Annotated in this window: 17 protein-coding genes; 8 read left to right on the top strand and 9 right to left on the bottom strand. The window is 75.0% G+C overall.

What is annotated here, in order from left to right; translation table 11 throughout:
- Positions 1-12: 12 nt before the first annotated feature.
- Complete coding sequence (locus ACFYWM_RS09905) at positions 13-558, bottom strand: TetR/AcrR family transcriptional regulator (RefSeq protein WP_389911449.1); 546 nt, start codon at positions 556-558, stop codon at positions 13-15.
- A 93-nt stretch (positions 559-651) separates the two neighbouring features.
- On the opposite strand from ACFYWM_RS09905, the gene ACFYWM_RS09900 reads away from it, so the two are divergent.
- Together ACFYWM_RS09900 and ACFYWM_RS09895 are read left to right on the top strand one after the other, a co-directional pair.
- Entirely contained in the window at positions 652-3165 is a 2514-nt protein-coding gene (locus ACFYWM_RS09900; protein ID WP_389911447.1) for a molybdopterin-dependent oxidoreductase, read from the top strand.
- Between the two features lie 145 nt (positions 3166-3310).
- Positions 3311-4234 (top strand): FAD binding domain-containing protein, encoded by a 924-nt coding sequence (locus tag ACFYWM_RS09895; protein ID WP_389911444.1) that lies wholly within the window; start codon positions 3311-3313, stop codon positions 4232-4234.
- A 218-nt stretch (positions 4235-4452) separates the two neighbouring features.
- On the opposite strand, the gene ACFYWM_RS09890 is transcribed toward ACFYWM_RS09895, so the two are convergent.
- From ACFYWM_RS09890 to ACFYWM_RS09875, 4 genes are all read right to left on the bottom strand, one after another.
- Positions 4453-5124: a response regulator gene (locus ACFYWM_RS09890; RefSeq protein WP_389911442.1), complete on the bottom strand. Its 672-nt coding sequence runs from the start codon at positions 5122-5124 to the stop codon at positions 4453-4455.
- On the bottom strand, positions 5121-6344 hold the full coding sequence (locus ACFYWM_RS09885; protein WP_389911439.1) for a sensor histidine kinase: 1224 nt from the start codon (positions 6342-6344) through the stop codon (positions 5121-5123). Before ACFYWM_RS09885 ends, ACFYWM_RS09890 begins: the two co-directional genes overlap by 4 nt.
- Before the next feature lie 206 nt (positions 6345-6550).
- A complete protein-coding gene (locus ACFYWM_RS09880; protein ID WP_389911437.1) occupies positions 6551-7024 on the bottom strand; it encodes a low molecular weight protein-tyrosine-phosphatase in 474 nt (157 codons plus the stop codon).
- Between the two features lie 2 nt (positions 7025-7026).
- Entirely contained in the window at positions 7027-8304 is a 1278-nt protein-coding gene (locus ACFYWM_RS09875; RefSeq protein ID WP_389911434.1) for a cytochrome P450, read from the bottom strand.
- Between the two features lie 311 nt (positions 8305-8615).
- Between ACFYWM_RS09875 and def the strand changes: the two genes are divergently transcribed.
- From def to ACFYWM_RS09850, 5 genes are all read left to right on the top strand, one after another.
- The gene (gene def, locus ACFYWM_RS09870) at positions 8616-9164 is read left to right on the top strand and encodes a peptide deformylase (RefSeq protein WP_389911431.1); all 549 of its coding nucleotides are present in this window, start codon (positions 8616-8618) and stop codon (positions 9162-9164) included.
- Positions 9165-9250: 86 nt separating this feature from the next.
- Entirely contained in the window at positions 9251-9679 is a 429-nt protein-coding gene (locus ACFYWM_RS09865) for a pyridoxamine 5'-phosphate oxidase family protein (RefSeq protein WP_389911429.1), read from the top strand.
- On the top strand, positions 9672-11105 hold the full coding sequence (gene cbiE / locus ACFYWM_RS09860; RefSeq protein ID WP_389911426.1) for a precorrin-6y C5,15-methyltransferase (decarboxylating) subunit CbiE: 1434 nt from the start codon (positions 9672-9674) through the stop codon (positions 11103-11105). Before ACFYWM_RS09865 ends, cbiE begins: the two co-directional genes overlap by 8 nt.
- Positions 11102-11845, top strand: coding sequence for a precorrin-4 C(11)-methyltransferase (gene cobM, locus ACFYWM_RS09855; RefSeq protein ID WP_389911423.1), 744 nt, complete (start codon positions 11102-11104; stop codon positions 11843-11845). Before cbiE ends, cobM begins: the two co-directional genes overlap by 4 nt.
- A 22-nt stretch (positions 11846-11867) precedes the next feature.
- Positions 11868-12632, top strand: coding sequence for a cobalt-precorrin-6A reductase (locus ACFYWM_RS09850; RefSeq protein WP_389911420.1), 765 nt, complete (start codon positions 11868-11870; stop codon positions 12630-12632).
- A 71-nt stretch (positions 12633-12703) separates the two neighbouring features.
- On the opposite strand, the gene ACFYWM_RS09845 is transcribed toward ACFYWM_RS09850, so the two are convergent.
- A complete protein-coding gene (locus tag ACFYWM_RS09845) occupies positions 12704-13492 on the bottom strand; it encodes an ABC transporter ATP-binding protein (protein ID WP_389911417.1) in 789 nt (262 codons plus the stop codon).
- A gap of 21 nt (positions 13493-13513) precedes the next feature.
- Between ACFYWM_RS09845 and ACFYWM_RS09840 the strand changes: the two genes are divergently transcribed.
- A complete protein-coding gene (locus ACFYWM_RS09840; RefSeq protein ID WP_389911414.1) occupies positions 13514-14353 on the top strand; it encodes a PucR family transcriptional regulator in 840 nt (279 codons plus the stop codon).
- Between the two features lie 115 nt (positions 14354-14468).
- Here ACFYWM_RS09840 and ACFYWM_RS09835 read toward each other — a convergent pair whose 3' ends face one another.
- From ACFYWM_RS09835 to ACFYWM_RS09825, 3 genes are read right to left on the bottom strand one after another with little or no spacing between them, the layout of a single operon-like run.
- Positions 14469-15980, bottom strand: a complete 1512-nt coding sequence (locus ACFYWM_RS09835) for a precorrin-2 C(20)-methyltransferase (RefSeq protein ID WP_389911919.1) — start codon at positions 15978-15980, stop codon at positions 14469-14471.
- 20 nt (positions 15981-16000) lie between these two features.
- Positions 16001-16627: a precorrin-8X methylmutase gene (locus tag ACFYWM_RS09830; protein WP_389911412.1), complete on the bottom strand. Its 627-nt coding sequence runs from the start codon at positions 16625-16627 to the stop codon at positions 16001-16003.
- The gene (locus tag ACFYWM_RS09825; RefSeq protein WP_389911409.1) at positions 16624-18156 is read right to left on the bottom strand and encodes a precorrin-3B synthase; all 1533 of its coding nucleotides are present in this window, start codon (positions 18154-18156) and stop codon (positions 16624-16626) included. The genes ACFYWM_RS09830 and ACFYWM_RS09825 overlap by 4 nt, the downstream gene beginning before the upstream one ends.

Genomic DNA, 18156 nt, shown 5'->3' with positions numbered 1-18156 from the left:
GAGGTCCGCCCGTCACGGCTCGCCGTCGCGGGCCACGAGGACGTCGACGATGTCCTCGTAGCCGATCTCCTTGTGCGTGAACTGCCCCGCCACCGCGAACTCCGCGAGGCCGTGGGCGGTCGAGAGCAGGGCCATCACCCGGGCCTTGGGCGCGGGCCCGTCCCAAGGGCCCTGGATGCCGAGCGCGGTCGTCACCTGGTCGATCGCCGTCTCCAGCTCCGGGTGGTGCCCGGCGAGGAACTCCGCGGCGAACACCAGCCGGTACTCCTCGCGGTGCGTCGTGGCGTACTCGACGTAGCTCAGGTAGAAGGCCCGCAACCGGTCGCGCGGGTTCGTCCCCTCCAGGATCGCCGCGGCGACGTGCGCGCTGAGGTCGGCGATGACCCGGACGGCGAGCGCGGCCAGCAGCGCGGTCTTGTCGTCGAAGTGCCGGTAGGGGGCCGTACGGGACAGGCCGGTCAGGTCGCCGACGGCGCGCAGCGTCACCGCGTCGAGGCCCCCCTCGCGCAGCAGTCTCAGCGCGCTGTCGACCAGGCGCGTCCTGGTGTCGTCGACCACGTGGGTCCTCCTTCCCGGGTATCCGTAGTTGACAACGTCAACGTACCTGGTTGACACTGTCAACATGATGTTGACGACGTCAACCGGAGAGCTATGAAGATCACGGTGAACGGGCTGCCCGCCACGGTGGACGCCGGCCCCGACGACGCCGCCGTGGACGTCCTGCGGGACGGACTCGGCCTCACCGGCACCAAGGCCGCCTGCCGTACCGGCGTCTGCGGCGCGTGCACGGTCATGGTGGAGGGGGTGCCCCAGGCGAGCTGCCTGCTGCCGTCCGCCGCGCTGGAGGATCGCGAGGTCACCACCGTCGAGGGCCTCGACCACCCCGTCCAGCGGGCGCTCGCGGCCCACGACGGCCTGCAGTGCGGCTACTGCACGCCCGGATTCGCGGTGGAGGGGGCCGCCTTCGTCGACGCCTGGCGCGCCGAGCACGGCGACGTCGCGCCGCCGCGCGAGCGGATCGCCGCCGCCCTCGCCGGTCACCTGTGCAGGTGCGGCGCGTACGAGGGCATTTACGCCGCGATCGCCGCCGCCTGCCGGGGAGAGCACGACGGCGCCGAGGGGGAGCCCGCCCGGGTGGAGGCGATGGACAAGGTCACCGGCCGGGCCCGCTACACCACCGACGTGCGCCTGGACGGCCAGCTGGAAGGGGTGATCATCCGTTCCGCGAGGGCGCACGCCCGCGTCACCTCGGTCACGGTGGACGCCGCCCACGTGGTCGACCTGCTGCCGCCCGACCGTACCGTCCGCTACGCGGGCCAGCCCGTCGCCGCCGTCGCCGCCCCCACCCGCCGCGAGGCGCTGGCGATCGCGGAGGCCGCGGAGATCGGCTACGACCCGATGCCCGCCGCGCTCGACGACGCGCCGGACGCCCCGCCCGTCTACGACGAGGCCGCCAGGAAGCACGTCCCCAGCTCCAGCGAGGGGATGGAACTGCCCGGCGGCTGGGACGGCAACGTGCGCGGCCCCTTCACCAGGGCGAGCTGGCGCGGGCGCACCGCCGTCAAGCGGATCGAGGCCGCCAGGCGCGACGCCGACCCCCGCCTGGTGACCGGCACGTTCACCACCGCCGTCCAGGTCCACACCCCGCTGGAGCCGCACGCCTGCGTCGCCCGCTGGGACGCCGGGGGCGACCTGCACCTGAACCTGTCCACCCAGACCGTGGGCGTGGCCGCCGAGCAGGCCGCCAAGCGGTGGGACCTGCCCGCCGAGCGGGTCCACGTCGTCGCCGAACACGTCGGCGGCGGCTTCGGGGCCAAGAACGGCGTCGGCGCGGAGACGATCGCCGCCGTCGAGCTCGCGCGGGCCTGGGGCGCGCCGGTGCGCGTGGTGTTCAGCCGCGCCGAGGAGCTCACCGACGCGGGCAACCGCCCCGGCACCCGTACCACCCTCGAACTGCTCACCGACGACCGGGGCGACCTCGCCGCCCTCACCATGGACGTCCACGGGCGCGGCGGCGTGGCCATCGGGTCGGCCGTCGCGGTGATGGCCCGCCTCATGTACGGCACCGCGCCCCGGCGGCTCCGCGACTACGACGTGGTCACCAACGAGCCGCCCGGCACCCCGTTCCGCGGGCCGGGGGCGCCGCCCATGCTCTGGGCGCTGGAGCAGGCGGTGGACGAGGCCGCCCACCGCCGGGGCGAGGACCCGATCGCGCTGCGCCGCCGCTGGGACGGCAACCGCAAACGGCACGCCCTCTACGACCTGGCCGCGGCCCTGCCCGCATGGACGACCAGGCCGCGCGCCGGCTCCCAGACGGGCCGCTTCCGCCGGGGCGTCGGGGTGGCCGCCGCCAACTGGGCCTACATGCTCGACCCCGGCACGGAGGTGGAGCTGCGCGTCGAGGGCGACGTGGTCGTGGCCCGCACCACGACCCAGGACATCGGGACCGGCATCCGCACCGTCATCGCCGACGTCGTACGCGAGGAGCTGGGGCTGCCCGCCGAACGCGTCCGCGTCGAGATCGGCAGGACGGGCACCGTGTACGGGCCGCCCTCGATCGGCAGCCGCACCACGGCCTCGGTGGCCCCCGCCGCGCGCGACGCCGCGCGGCGCCTGCGGAAGCTGGGCGTGACCGACGGCGCCAAGGTCGTCGGCGGGCGCCGTCGCGACCGGCGCGGCTACGTCACCCCGTTCCCGGTGGGCGGCATGGCGATCGGCCGCGGGTTCAGCGGCTCCGTCCACGTCACCGAGGTCGAGGTCGACACCCGCCTGGGCGCCGTCCGGCCGCTGCGGGTGTGGGCCGGGATCGCGGTCGGCCACATCTACGCCGAGCGGCTGGCGCGCAGCCAGTGCGAGGGCGGCGTCGTGCAGGGCATCGGCTACGCCCTGTACGAGGAGCGCCTGGTCGACCCGGTGACGGGAACCGTGCTCACCGCCAACCTCGACGACTACCGCATCCCCGGCATCGGTGACACCCCCGAGATCACCGTGCACTTCCACCAGGAAGGGTGGGACCACGTCACCGGCAACGGCGTCGGGGTCGGCGAGATCTCCACGGTCGGCGTGGCCGCCTCGGTGGGCAACGCCGTCCACAACGCCACCGGCTGGCGCCCCCACGACCTGCCCATCCGCCCCGACCGGCTCCTTGAGGGGATCGGCCGGTGATCATCCTCCCGCTGCGGCGGCGATTGCCGGATCTGGGTCCGGGCCTGGTTTCGGAGCCGGACCTTGCCCCGGGCCGCGCGGAGGGGCACCCGACGGTCTTCTCTCCGGAGCACCGTCACTGGAATCTCACACTGGAAGGCGTTCGATGACCGTACTCACCGACCTCGGCGAGGCCGTGCGGCGCGGCGGCGAGTTCCGCGCCGGAGGCACCGACCTGATGGGCCGCCGCGCGGCGGGGCCGCACGTGGATCTGCGCGGCCTGCCCGACCTGTCCGGCATCACCTGGCAGGCGGACGGCTCCGCCCGGATCGGCGCGCTGACCACGGTCGCCCGGGTGGCCCGCGACGCGCGCCTGGCCGGTGCCCACCCCTGCCTGGCGCTGACGGCGGCGGGCCTGGCCACCCCCCAGATCCGGGAGGTGGCCACTCTCGGCGGCAACCTGCTGCAGCGCAACCGCTGCGCGTACTTCCGCAACCCGGCCTTCTCCTGCCACCAGAACGGCGGCGACCACTGCCCGGCCCGCGCCGGGCTCGCCCCGAACGCCGCGATCGTCGACAGCGGCCCGTGCGTCGCGCCGCACCCGTCGTCGCTGGCGGTGGCCCTGCTCGCCTGCGACGCCTCCGCCGAGGCGCACGGCAGGGACGCGTTCCCGATCGCCGACCTGTACGGGGACGGCTCCGACCCGTCCCGCGACCACCTGCTGTCCCCGGGGGAGATCCTGCTCTCGGTCGTCCTGCCGCCGCCCGTGCCGGGGGAGCGGGCCGCCTACCACCGGGCGATCAGCAGGTCGGAGGCCGAGTGGCCGCTGGTGGAGGCGGCGGCGCGGCTGGTCGTCGACGAGGGGAGGATCACCTTCGCCAGGGTGGCCGTGGGGGGCGTGGCCCGCGTCCCCGTTCGTCTGCCCGAGGTCGAGGAGGCGCTCCTGGCGGGCGAACCCCTGGACCGGGCGGCCGGGCTGGCCACCGCCCGATGCTCTCCGGCGGCCCGTGACCACTACAAGCTCACGCTGCTCGCCGGGACCGTCCTGGAGGTGCTGGAACGCGCGACCGGGACCGGCGAGCCCCGCTGACCGGTCCCGCTTCACGGTTCCCGCTCCGCCGCGCGCCCGGTCTCGTTTCGCGGTCCGTGCTCCGAGGCCGGTCCGTGCTCCGAGGCGCGGTCCGTGCTCCGAGGCCGGTCCGTGCTCCGAGGCCGGTCCGTGCTTCGAGGCGCGGTCCGTGCTCCGAGGCGCGGTCCGTGCTTCGAGGCGCGCCCGGTCCCGCCCCGGTCCGCGCTCGGCCGTGCGGTCTAGCGGGGCGGGCGCGCCGCCGTGACCAGGCCCGTCTCGTAGGCGACGATGACGAGCTGGGCCCGGTCACGCGCGCCGAGCTTGCCGAGCAGGCGGCCCACGTGCGTCTTCACGGTCGCCAGGCTCAGGGACAGGCGATCGGCGATCTCCGTGTTGGACAGTCCCCTGGCGATGAGCTCCAGCACGTCGAGCTCCCGCCCGGTGACCCCGTCGAGCCCGCGGGCCACCGGGCGCGCCGGTTCGGGGCGCCTGGAGAACTCGGCGATGAGCCGGCGCGTCACCGTCGGCGCGAGCAGCGCCTCACCGGAGGCGACCACCCGGATCGCGGCCAGCAGGTCGCCCGGCGGGGTGTCCTTGAGCAGAAAGCCGCTTGCCCCGGCCCGCAGCGCCGCGTAGACGTACTCGTCCAGGTCGAACGTGGTGAGCATGAGCACCCGCACCCCCGGAACGCCCGCCGGGCCGCAGATGCGGCGGGTCGCCTCGATGCCGTCCATCTCCGGCATCCGCACGTCCATGAGCACCACGTCCGGCGACCCGTCGCGCGCCAGCTCCACCGCCTCGGCGCCCGTCCCGGCCTCGCCGACCGTCACCAGGTCGGGCGCGGTGTCCACCAGCACCCGGAAGCTCCCGCGCACCAGCGCCTGGTCGTCGGCCACGAGCACCCGGATCACACCGCCTCCCCGTCCGGCACGAGTGTCTCCCCGTGCGGTGTACGCGTCTCCTCGTCCGGCACGCGTGCCTCCCCGTACGGGATGCGGGCCGAGACCCTGAACCCGCCCTCCGGGTGGCGCCCGGCCGTGAAGCTCCCGCCGTACATGACCACCCGCTCGCGCATCCCGATCAGCCCGTGCCCCGGCCCGCCGGGCGGCGTCCGCTCGCCGCGGCCGTCGTCGGCGACCTCGACCCGGACCTCGCCCCCGGACGCCTCGACCGAGACCCGGCACCGGGCGGGGGCGGCGTGCCTGACGACGTTGGTCAGCGCCTCCTGGACGATCCGGTGGACCGACAGCTCCACCCCCTCGGGCAGGCCGGCCGCCCGGACGTCCAGCTCGACCCGTACCCCGGCCGTCGACGCCCGCTCCGCGAGGCCGGTGAGACCCGCGAGACCGGGGGAGGGGGCGAGGGCGGGCGGCGCGTCGAGGTCGGAGCGGAGGACTCCCAGCAGCTGGCGCATCTCGGCCAGGGCGCTCCTGCTGGTGGTCTCGATGACGCGCAGCGCGTCCGTGGCCTCCCCGGGCCGTACGGCGGCGACGTGGTTGGCGATGCCCGCCTTGACCGCGATCAGGCTCATGCTGTGCGCCACCACGTCGTGCAGCTCGCGGGCGATCCGCAGCCGCTCCTCGGCCACCGCCCGGCCCGCGAGCTCCTCGGCCGCCCGTGCCGTGTACGCCCGCCGCTCGCGCACGGCGCGGCCCGCGATCCAGGCGCCGCCCATGAACGCCACCCCCACCAGCAGCGGCCCGACGACGCCGGGCGCCGAGGCGGGGGTGCCCGCCGCCGACAGCAGCAGGACGGCCACCGCGCCGCAGGCGCCGATCGCGATCGTGGGTTCCCGCCGGGGCCGGGGCCGGGTGAGGGCCACCAGGTAGAGCGCGAAGGCCGCCGCCGCGAACCTGTCGTGCACCGTGCCGAGGAGGACGAGGGAGAGCAGCGAGGTCGCGAGAACGGCGCAGAAGACGGTGAGCGGCCACAGCCGCCGCACCGCGAGCGGCAGGGCGGTCCCGGCCAGGATCAGCGGCTCCGCCCACCAGGGCACCGCCGGGTCCGGAGGCCCGGCGCCGAACAGCAGCAGCGTGAGCGCGTACCCCGCCGCCCCCAGGGCGTCGAGGCGGACGAGCCGGCCGCGGCTCCAGTGCCGCGGGAAGAGCGAGTCGTCCACGGTGAGGTCCACCAGGAGACCGTATCCGCCGGGTTCACGCCCCCGCCTCCTCCCGTGGGATGTCATCCCCGGGGCCGACCCTCCCGCGCCGGGGTTGACTGTCAGGGGGCACGCACCCGGCCGGGGCGGACGGCGGCTTGGGGAGGCCACTCTTTGATCTACATTGTAAAGGCGGTGGCGCGGGCGAGATTCCGTCGAGGAAGACCTGACGGGAGGATCTACTTGAGGGTGGTCACCAGGTGCTCGGCCAGGCCCTTGGAGGCGGCCTCGACCATCTCCAGCACCTCGGCGAAGCCCTCGCGCTCGCCGTAGTAGGGGTCGGGCACCTCGGCGCCCTCGGGGGCGGCGGGGTCGAAGGAGCGGAACAGGCGCACGTCCGCGCCCTCGGGGGCCAGGCGTCGCAGGGCGCCGAGGTTGTGGGCGTCCATGGCGAGCACCAGGTCGACCCGGTCGTACCAGTCGCTCAGGAACTGCCGGGCCCGGTGCTCCGAGCCGTCGTAGCCGTGGTCGGAGAGCATCTGGGCGGCCCGCGTGTCCATCGGGCCGCCCTCGTGCCAGCCGCCGGTGCCCGCGCTGTCGACCGTGACGAGGTCACCGAGACCGTGATCGTCGAGGGTCTTCCTCAGCACGACCTCGGCCATGGGGGAGCGGCAGATGTTCCCCATGCACACCACGCATATGCGATAACTCATGCCTACCAGGATGCCGCCTGCCTGGGGTGTCCCGGCAGGGGAAGAGGGGGAGCGGGGGAGGGGGCGTCGCCGAAGCGGATCCCGGCCTCGGCCCGGGGGAGCGGGCGCACCCCGGGGCGCAGCAGGACGCGCCGCACCACCTCCGGGACGATCGCGGCGCCCAGGTGCCGTCCCAGGCAGAGGTGCGGGCCCTGGCCGAAGTGCAGGCCGGTGTGGGAGGGGCGGTCGGTGCGGAAGGCGTCGGGCTCGGGTACGGCGTCCGCGTCGAACATCGCCGAGGCGACACAGGCGAAGACCAGGGTGCCCGCCGGGACGAGCGTCGCGCGCGGGGTGCCCGCGGCCAGCACGTGGTCGCTCTCGCACAGGCGGAAGATCGTCCGGTTGGGCGGGGCGAACCGCAGGGCCTCCCAGACGTGGGCGTCGAAGAGCGCCGGGTCCGCCTCCGCCGCCGCGGCGACGGCCGCCCTTCTCCCGCCGTCTCGCGACAGGAGCTCCCCGGTCGCCCCGGCCACGGCCCGCGCGGTGTTCTCCACCGACCCGACGAGCAGGCCGGCCAGGTTGGCCAGTACGCGCCGGTCGCCGAAGGCGAGTTCCTCCGGCGGCCTGCCGCGCAGCAGGCGGGTCAGCACGTCGTCGGGCACGGCCCCGCCGCGGTCGAGGTGGGCCCGCCGGTCGTCGATCACGTCGTGGAGCCGGTCGCGCAGCCGGGCTCCGGCGTCCAGCGAGGCGGCGTGGACCGCGGGGTCGCCGTGCAGGTTCCGGAAGATGTCGCTCTGGGCCGCCCGCGACCACGCGGACAGCTCGTCGAGCCCGATGCCCGCCAGCCCGAAGTACTCGCGGCAGACGCGCAGCTGGACGTGGCGGGCCAGCTCCGCGACCGCCTCGACCCGCCCGCGGGGCCGGGCGCGGTCCAGGGCCTCGTCGGCGAAGCCGGCGGCCATACGACGGACCCGGGGCACGTCCTGGACGGGCAGCACGCTCTGCATGAGCCCCCGCTCCGCCCAGTGCAGCGGCGTGTCGTCCTGCGACAGCATGAAGCCGCCGCCCAGGAACGGGTCCACGCGCGGGGCGTAGAGCCGGACGGTGAAGACGCGCTCGCGCGACAGCACCTCGACGACGTCGGGGAAGCGGGTCATCAGGGTGAGCAGCGGCGTGTGCATGATCGGCCGCCGCTCCCGCAGCTCGGCGAAGAACTCTCGCCACTCGTCGCGGATCCAGGAGACGACCAGGGCGGCCCGCCGATCCTCCGCCGCCGATTCGTACCGGTCGAGAAACGACATCGATCCCCTCAGGTCGCCACCGGAATGCCGGGTCAAGTGGTAACACGCAGAGTAATCAATAGTCAACGCCGAGTAATCGATTGGAGCTCCGGCCCGCCCCGGGCCGGGCGCGTGCCCGGCGGTTTCCCGGGGTCAGGGGAAGCTGCCGGGCGTACATGATGTTCGATGGCCTCGTGGGCATTGTCGACAACGTGGAGGTCCCGGTGGGAGAACTCGGTGAAGAGGTCAGGGAACGGCTCCGGGCTCCGGATGATCGGTGTGTCGCCGTGAGGGTCACGCCCGACGTCGTCCTCACCCCGGAGGGCTGAGCGGTGGAGGTGAGTGGAGAGGGCCGTCCCGCGCCCATCCGTCACGTCGGCGACCCGGTGCTGCACCGGCCCTGCGAGCCGGTCTCCCGTTTCGACGAGAACCTGGCCACGCTGGTGCACGACATGTTCGCCAGCATGTACGCCGCCGACGGCGTGGGGCTCGCGGCCAACCAGATCGGGGTCCCCCTGCGTGTGTTCGTCTACGACTGCCCGGACGACACCGAGGAATATCGCAAGGGCGTCGTGGTCAACCCCGTCCTGGTGCTGCCCGAGGCCGCCACGCGCACCCTGGCGGACTACGAGGAGGGCTGCCTGTCGGTGCCGGGACAGCGGGCGTCGCTCGCCAGGCCCGACCGGGCGGTCGTGCACGGTGTCGACGTCACCGGGGTGCCCCTGACGGTCGAGGGCACCGGGCTGCTGGCCCGGTGCCTGCAGCACGAGACGGACCACCTCGACGGCCGCCTCTACATCGACCGGCTCCCGGCGGAGCGGCGTGAGGAGGTCCTGCGGGCCTACGAGGAGGAGCGCGACCGGCCCGTCGCGGAGGACTGACCGGCACCGGCCCGGCGGGGGAGGGGGAGACCGTAGGCGGCGTGAGCGGTGGCCGGGGCCGGTGGTGGACGCGGTCCGGGGCTACCATGTCGCCCGGTGGAACGGTATCGGGGAAGGATCGGCTGTTGAAGGAACTCGGGGAGGACCTCCGCGCCTTCTGGCGGGAGCGTCACCTGTGCACGATGAGTACCGTGCGCGCCGACGGCACACCGCACGTCATCCCGGTGGGGGTGACACTGGACGCCGACGCGGGGATCGCCAGGGTGATCACCTCGGGTGGGTCGCACAAGGTCCGCCACGTGCTCGCGGCGGGGGACGAGGGCGCGGCCGTCGCGGTCTGCCAGGTGGACGGGAGGCGCTGGTCGACCCTGGAGGGGCGCGCGGTGGTCCGTACCGACCCCGAGTCGGTCGCCGACGCCGAGCGCCGCTACACCGAGCGCTACCGCGCGCCCCGGGTGAATCCCGCCCGCGTCGTGGTCGAGATCCGCATCACCCGGGTGCTGGGCAATGTCTGACCCTGTCGCCCCTGACCTCGCGGCCCTCGCCGCCCTCGCCACCCTTGACCCCGTCACCGCCGTCGTCACCGTCGTCGGCGTCGGGGACGACGGCTGGGCCGGTCTCTCCGAGGCGGCGCGCCGCGAGCTGCGCGCCGCCGAGGTCCTGATGGGCGGCGCCCGGCAGCTGGGGCTCATCCCGGAATCCGGTGCCGAATCCGGTGCCGGGCACGGCGTCGAAACCGGGATCGGGTCCGGGATCGGGCACGGTGTGGAACCGGGCGCCGAGGTCGGTGTCGAGCGCGACGCCGAGCGCAGGGCCGGGTTCGATGCCGGGTCCGGTGTGGAACCGGGTGTCGAGCGGGTCGTCTGGCCCTCGCCGTTGCTCCCGGCCCTGCACGCGCTGATCGACTCCCATCGGGGGCGCAGGGTGTGTGTGCTGGCCAGCGGTGATCCCATGTTCCACGGCATCGGCACGACCCTGGTGCGGCTGCTCGGCGCGGACCGGGTCAGGGTCCTGCCGCACCCGTCGTCGGTCTCCCTGGCCTGCGCCAGGCTCGGGTGGGCGGCCGACCGGGTCGAGGTGGTCAGCCTCGTGGCACGTCCCGTCGAGACGCTGCACCCGGTCGTCCACGACGGCCGCCGCGTCCTGGTCCTCAGCGCCGACGGCCGTACCCCGGCACGGGTCGCCGGGCTGCTCGCGGCGCGGGGCTACGGCGCTAGCTCGGTGACGGTCCTGGAACGGCTGGGCGGCGCCGGGGAGCGCGTGCTCTCCGGTACGGCCGCGGCCTGGTCCGCGCCCGTGACCCACGACCTCAACGTCGTCGCCGTGGAGTGCCGCGCCGACGCCGGGACCGTACCGCTGCCCCGCCTGCCCGGCCTGCCTGACGAGGCGTTCGAGCACGACGGCCAGCTCACCAAGAGCGAGGTGCGCGCGGTCACCCTGTCCCGGCTGGCGCCCGTACCCGGCGAGCTGCTGTGGGACGTCGGCGCGGGGGCGGGCAGTATCGGCATCGAGTGGATGCGCGCGCACCCGGACAACCGGGCGATCGCGGTGGAGTCCCGTCGGGAGAGGGCGGCCGGGGTCGTCCGCAACGCCTCGGCGCTGGGCGTCCCCGGTCTCGACGTGGTGACCGGTGCCGCGCCCGCCGCGCTCGCCGGGCTGGAGACGCCCGACGCCGTTTTCGTCGGCGGCGGGGTGACCGTTCCCGGGATGGTGGAGGCGTGCTGGGAGGCGCTGCGGCCGGGCGGCAGGCTGGTGGCCAACGCGGTGACCGTCGAGTCCGAGGCGGTGCTGGCGCTCTGGCACGGCAGGCTCGGCGGCGGCATGGTCAGGCTCGCGGTCAGCAGGGCGGCCCCGGTCGGCGGGTTCACCGGCTGGCGGCCCATGATGCCCGTCACGATCTGGACCGCGGTCAAGCCGCCCGCTCCGGAGGGGAAGCGATGACGGTACGTTTCGTCGGTGCCGGGCCGGGCGCCGCGGATCTCATCACCGTGCGGGGCCAGCGGGCGATCGAGTCCGCGCCGGTGTGCCTGTACGCCGGGTCGCTCGTCCCGGCCGAGCTGCTGGAGTCGTGCCCGCCGGGCGCACGGCTGGTCGACACCGCGAGGATGGCCCTGGGGGAGATCGTCGCGGAGATGGTCGCCGCCCACCGGGCCGGGCACGACGTGGCCAGGCTGCACTCCGGCGACCCGTCGGTGTTCAGCGCGATGGCCGAGCAGATGCGGAGGCTGGACGCCGAGGGGGTGCCGTACGAGGTGATCCCGGGCGTGCCCGCCTTCGCCGCCGCCGCGGCGTCGCTGCGGCGCGAGCTGACCGTGCCGGGGGTGGGGCAGACGGTCGTGCTGACCCGTACCTCGGTGCGCGCCACCCCCATGCCCGAGGGGGAGGACCTCGGCACGCTCGGCCGCAGCCGGGCCACGATGGTCCTGCACCTGGCGGTGCAGCGCGTAGAGGCCGTCGCGGCCGAGCTCGTCCCCAACTACGGCGCCGACTGCCCGGTGGCCGTGGTGGCCAGGGCCAGCCGCGACGACGAGGTGATCCTGCGCGGCACGCTGGCCGACATCGCCGGGCAGGTCCGCGAGGCGGGGATCCTCCGGACCGCGGTGATCGTCGTCGGCCGGGTGCTGACCGCCTCGGAGTTCCCCGACAGCCACCTGTACTCGGCCGCCCGCTGCCGTGACTGACCCCACGTCCCGAGGTGACGGCGTGCCGGACACACCGGACACACTTAACGTGCTGATACTGGGCGGCACCGACGAGGCCAGGCGGCTCGCCGCCGCGCTCGACGGTCGCGCGAGGACGCGCGTGGTGTCCTCGCTGGCGGGCCGGGTACGCGACCCGAAGCTGCCGGTGGGGGAGGTGCGCGAGGGCGGTTTCGGCGGTCCCGACGGGCTCGCGGCGTGGCTGGCGGAGCACGATGTCCACGTCGTCGTGGACGCCACGCACCCGTTCGCGGCCAGGATGACCGCCTCGGCGGTGGAGGCGGCGGGCCGGACCGGCCTGCCGCTGCTGATCCTGCGGCGGCCCGGCTGGCGGGAGGCTCCCGGCGACGACTGGCGCTGGGTGCCCTCCCTGGAGGCGGCCGCCGGGCTGCTGCCCTCGCTGGGGGAGCGGGTGTTCCTGACCACGGGACGCCGCAGCCTGCCGGTCTTCGCCGGGCTCGACGGGCAGTGGTTCCTGGCCCGCTCGGTGGACATGCCGGGGCCGGTCGTCCCGCGACGCCTGGAGGTGCTGCTCAGCCGGGGGCCGTTCACCGTGGAGGGCGAGCTGGCCCTGATGCGCGAGCACCGGGTGGAGGTGGTGGTCACCAAGGACAGCGGCGGTGAGATGACCACCGCGAAGCTGCTCGCCGCCCGCGAGCTCGGGCTGCCGGTCGTGATCGTGCGCCGCCCGCCCCCGCCCGGGGGGGTGGCCTCGGTGGCGACGGTCGAGGCCGCGCTCGCCTGGCTGGAGACCGCCCCCGCCCGGTGACACCCAGGTCATCGACGGGCCCTGGCACGTCACGCCCGCCTCCCGCCTGGGTGACCGCTCCTGAGGGGGCGTCAGGGGGTGCCCGCCGATGTCGTGGAGATCTCCCAGAAGTCGGCGTAGCGGCCGCCTCGGCGCAGCAGTTCGTCGTGGCCGCCCTCCTCCACGATCCGGCCGCCGTCCAGGAAGACGACGCGGTCGGCGCGCCGGACGGTCCGCATCCGATGTGCCACCGTCACCACCGTCCGGCCCGCCATCAGGCGCTCGACCCCCTCGTGGAGGGCCGTCTCGTTCACCGGGTCCAGGGCGGAGGTCACCTCGTCCAGCAGCACGACGGGCGCGTCCTTCAGCAGCGCCCGCGCGATCGAGACACGCTGGCGCTCACCACCAGACAGCCGCGCGCCGCCCTCGCCGACGTTCGCCGCCCATCCGCCGGGCAGCCGCTCGATCACCTCGTCCAGCCGCGCCGCGGTCGCCGCCGCCCGTACCTCGTCCTCGCCGGCGTCGGGACGGCCCAGGCGTACGTTGTCCTCGATCGTGCCGTCGAAGAGGTATACGTCCTGGAAGACGATGGCGATCCGCGCCATCAGCACCTCGGTACGGATCGCGCGCACGTCCACGCCCCCCACGCGCACCGCGCCCTCGTCCACGTCGTGGAAGCGGGCGAGCAGCCGCAGCAACGTGGTCTTCCCCGCCCCCGACGGGCCGACGACGGCGAGCCGCTGCCCCGCGGGTACGGACAGCGACAGGCCGTCGATCACCGCGCGGCCGCCCTGCCGGAAGGTGACGGACTCGAACTCCAGGTCATGGCGTACCGGCTCGACCGGTTCGCGGGCCTGCGGCAGCGGCTCGGCGCTCAGCACCGCACGTCATCCGCGTCCACCGTGACGCCGTCCGCGTCCAGCGCGACGTCACTCGCTTCCACCACGACGCCGATCGTTCTCGACGGGGAGGAGGTCGGCACGGTGTGGCTGGAGCGCCCCGGCCCGCCCGGCCCGCTCGACGAGCTGGTGCTGGACCGGCTCGCCATCGCCGCCACGGCGGTCGTCGAGAGGTACGGCCCGGCCCGCACGAGCATGGCCGACCCCGCGCTCGTCGAGCTGGTGGTCAGTTCCGACGGCGACGAGGCGGCCAGGGCCCGGGCCCTGCGGCTCCTGGGTTTCGCCGCCGACCTGCCGATCCGCGTCGTCGCCGTACGGTCGCGGCGCCCGCTCGACCAGGTCGGCGCCCTGATCTGCCCGGCCCGCCCGGTGAAGGCGGCACCGGTCGCCGACGTGGGCGTCATCCTGGCCACCACCGTGGACCCGGCCGGGTTCCCTGCGGGCGCGCGCGCGGGCATCGGCGCCGCCGGGAGCCCTGACCGATCCTGGCGGGAGGCTCGCACCGCCCTCCGCTTCACCACCGCACGCAGGCCGGTCGTCCACCACGACGACCTGGGCGTGCTGGCGTTGCTCGCGCAGGTGCCCCGGGACGCCGCGCGGGACAACGCCGACGTGACCGCGATCGCCCGGCTGGCCGCCAACCCGGAGGACTTGGACACCCTGGACGCCTACTGCGCCACCGGCTCCCTGCGCCGGGCCGCCGACCTCCTCCACCTGCACCACAGCAGCGTCTCCCGCCGCCTCGAACAGATCGGGAAGGCCCTGGGCGTCGAACTCACCGAGCCCGCCGGGCTGGTACGGGCCGGGGTCGCCCTCACCACCTGGCGGCTCCTCGACGACTGAGGCCGCGGGCGGGCGGCGGTTCAACGCCGCCCCCGCCGCCCCCTGATGCGGCCAGTCCTGGTGCGACCCGGTTCGGTGTGGTCCGGTCCGGTTCGGCCCAGCCCGGCCCGGTGCGTCAGGCGGGATAGCGGCGGGGGGTGAACACCACCCGGCTGCCGTCACCCCGCTCGGCCACCCGCGTGGTGGAGGAGCCCACCAGCAGCAGGCAGCGCATGTCGATCGCGTCGGGGTCCAGGTCGCCGAGGGTGGTGACGGTCATGCTCTCCCGGGCCCCGCCGACGTCGCGGCCGACGACCACGGGGGTCTCCGGCGCCCGGTGCTCCAGCAGCAGGTCCCGCGCCGCGGCCACCTGCCAGGTACGGCTCTTCGAGGCCGGGTTGTAGATCGCCAGGACGAGGTCGGCCCTCGCCGCGGCACCGATCCGCTCGGCGACCACCTCCCAGGGCTTGAGCAGGTCCGACAGCGACAGCACGCAGTAGTCGTGGCCGAGGGGCGCACCCGCCCTGCTCGCCACCGCGTGCGCCGCGGTCAGGCCGGGCAGCACCCGTACCGGCACGTCCGCGAACCTCGGCTCGCACGCCACCTCCAGCACCGCGCTGGCCATCGCGAACACCCCGGGATCGCCCGAGGAGACCACGGCCACCCTCGATCCGGCCGCGGCCAGCTCCAGCGCGTGCGCGGCCCGTTCGGCCTCCACCCGGTTGTCGGTGGGATGGCGGCGCTGGCGCGGGTTGGGCGGGACGCGGTCCAGGTAGGGGCCGTACCCGACGAGCTCGTCGACACCGGCCAGCGCCTCCTGCGCCTCTGGCGTCAGCCACGGCCGCCCGGCGGGGCCGAGCCCCACCACGACCACCTCGCCGCGCGCCTTCGGGGCGGCCGGGGCGGCGGTGGCGGGCGCGGGGCCCGCCGCGTTGACGGGGCTCGGGATCAGCGCCAGCGAGAAGTACGGGACGCTGCCGGGGTCGACCTCGGCGAGCGGGGCCAGGCGCTGCTGCCCGGTGGTCGCGCGCTCGACGTACCAGGCCTCGTCGAGCCGCCCGGCCTCGGCCAGCGCGTCACGGACCTTGGTGAACGTACGGCCGAGCTTCAGCACCGCAGCCGAGTCGGTGGACGCCAGCCGCTCGGCGAGCACCTCGGCCGGGAGCGTTCCCGGCAGCACGGTCAGGACCTCGTCCCGCTCGACCAGCGGGCGCCCCAGGACCGCCGAGGCGCCGCTCACCGACGTCACGCCCGGCACGACCTCGGTGACGTAGCGGTGCGACAGGCGCTTGTGCATGTGCATGTACGAGCCGTAGAAGAGCGGGTCGCCCTCGCACAGCACCACCACGTCGCGCCCGGCGTCCAGATGGGCCGCCAGCCGCACCGCGCAGGCGGCGTAGAAGTCGTCGATCGCCCCCTGGTAGCCGCCCGGGTGGTCGGTGGTCTCGGTGGTGAGCGGGTAGATGAGCGCCTCCTCGACCTGGCCCTCCCGCAGGTAGGGGGCGGCCACCGAGCGGGCGATGCTCCGGCCGTGGCGGGCGCTGTGGAAGGCGATCACATCCGCCTGGCCGATCAGGCGGGCGGCCTTGACGGTCACCAGTTCGGGGTCGCCGGGTCCGAGCCCCACGCCCCACAGCCGTCCGGTCACGCGTCCGGTCACGTCGTCGCTCACTCTTCCTCACTAGCGATCGCGTTGATCGCGGCGGCGGTCATCGCGCTTCCGCCCCGCCGTCCGTCCACGACCAGGTACTCCAGGTTCGCCGGGTGCTCGGCGAGGGCCTGCTTGGACTCGGCGGCACCGATGAAGCCGACCGGGACGCCGAGTACGGCGGCGGGGCGGCCCGCGCCCTCCTCGACCATCTCCAGCAGCCTGAACAGCGCGGTCGGCGCGTTGCCGATCGCGACCACCGAACCCTGGAGCCTGTCGCGCCACAGCTCCAGCGCGGCGGCGCTGCGGGTGGTGCCCAGTTCGGCGGCGAGTTCCGGCACCCGGGGGTCACCGAGGGTGCAGAGCACCTCGTTGTTCGCGGGGAGGCGTCGCCGGGTCACCCCGGAGGCGACCATCATGGCGTCGCAGAGCACCGGCGCGCCCGCCAGGAGCGCCTCGCGCGCCGAGGCCACGACACCGGGTGACCAGCGCAGATCGCTCACCAGGTCGACCATTCCACAGGCGTGGATCATGCGGACCGCGACCCGGGCGACGTCGGCGGGCAGGCCGGACAGCTCGGCCTCCGCGCGGATGGTGGCGAAGGAGCGGCGGTAGATCTCCGCGCCGTCGCGGACGTAGTCGATCACAGTTCCCCTCTGGCGGCCGCCAGCGCGGCCGCGGTCTCCTCGATGCCGGAACAGGTCAGGCCGGTGCCGTCCAGTTCCAGGCGGTAGCCGTCACCGGTGGCGACCACATCCGCGACCCGCCCCCTCGGACGGCCGCAGCGCCTGCCGCAGCCCGCCCAGTGCACGGGGAGCGTACCGGTGCCCCGCCCGCTCCCGGACGGCGGGGCCACGGACGGCCCGCTCCCGGACGGTTCGCTTCCGGACAGCTCGTTTTCGGATGGCTCGTCTCCGGGCGGTGTGGCCGCCATGCCGACGGCGACGCCGATGGTGGTCGCCGCGTCGGCCTGGACGTCGGCCAGGGACTTGGCGCAGCCGGGACGGCCGGTGCAGGCCGTCACACCGATCCACGGCGACGCGGGGTCGACGACCAGCCCGGCGGCCTCCAGGCGGGCGGCCGTGCCCGCGACCTCGGTACGGTCCAGGCCGGGCAACACCACGCCGCGCCACGGCGTGAGCCGGATCTCCCCGCCCGAGGCGGCCTCCGCGAGCAGCAGTGCCAGCTCGGAGGTGAGCCGACCCAGCGGGATCGCCACCCCGAGCGCGACCCGCGCGCCCGGGTCCCCGATGCCGCTGCTCGGGTCGTTTCCGGGGGCGTTCCCGAGGTTGTTTCCGAGGTTGTTTTCGGTGCCCCCGATGACGCCGACCGGCCAGAGGGTCACGACCCGCGTCCTCACCGGGGTGAATGGAGGCGTACCGGAGATCCCGAGGGCGGTTCGCACCCGGGCGGCGATCAGGGAGGGGCCGTCCGGGAGTTCGGCGATCCGCCAGGCGGTGACGTCCCGGGTGGCCAGCTCGTCGAGGAACGCCTCGGCGGCGGCGAGCAGGGCCGTCACGGCTCCGCCGAGCGGGACGCGCAGTCCGGTGTCGGTCCCGGCGAGGATCAGCGCGGCCTCGTCCGGTCCCGTGGGCAGGATTCCCGCGTCCGCGCCCAGACCGGCCACGTCCCCCCGGCCGTCGTCAAGGGCGAACATGAACCGCCCCGGCAGGGCGGCGAGGGCGGGACGGGAGCACAGCCGCCGGTCCAGCTCGCCGACCAGCGGTGTGACGTCGACGATCCCACCGCGCGGATACTCCGGTGCGGTCGGTGCGGTCGGTGCGGCGGGCCCGGTCGGTTCGGCCGGTCCGGTGGGTCCGTCCAGTCCGGTCAGCGGGGAGGCGAGGATGTTGCGGATCCGTTCGTGTGTCGCCGAGGGCAGCAGGCCCGCCCTCGCCATCCGCGCGGCGAACCCGTTCTCCGCACCGCCGCCCGTACCGCTGTCCGGGTCCTCCGGGCCGAGGCCGCGCACCTGGACGTTCGCGCGGGAGGTCAGCTCGATGACGCCGCCGCCGTACGCCGAGGCGGCTTCGGCGAGTTCGCGCAGCTGGAAGGGGGTGAGGCGACCTCCGGGCACGCGGACGCGGGCCAGGCCGCCGTCCGCGGCGGCATGGACCTGGAGCGCCCCGGGGCACGCGTCGAGTCGCGATCGTCCGGAAAAGTCGGCAATGGACAC

Source organism: Streptosporangium sp. NPDC002721 (assembly GCF_042888905.1).
In the GTDB taxonomy this organism is placed as follows: Bacteria; Actinomycetota; Actinomycetes; order Streptosporangiales; family Streptosporangiaceae; genus Streptosporangium.
The sequence above is the reverse complement of the archived record's forward strand: the minus strand, read 5'-3'. Positions and strand labels throughout refer to the sequence as shown.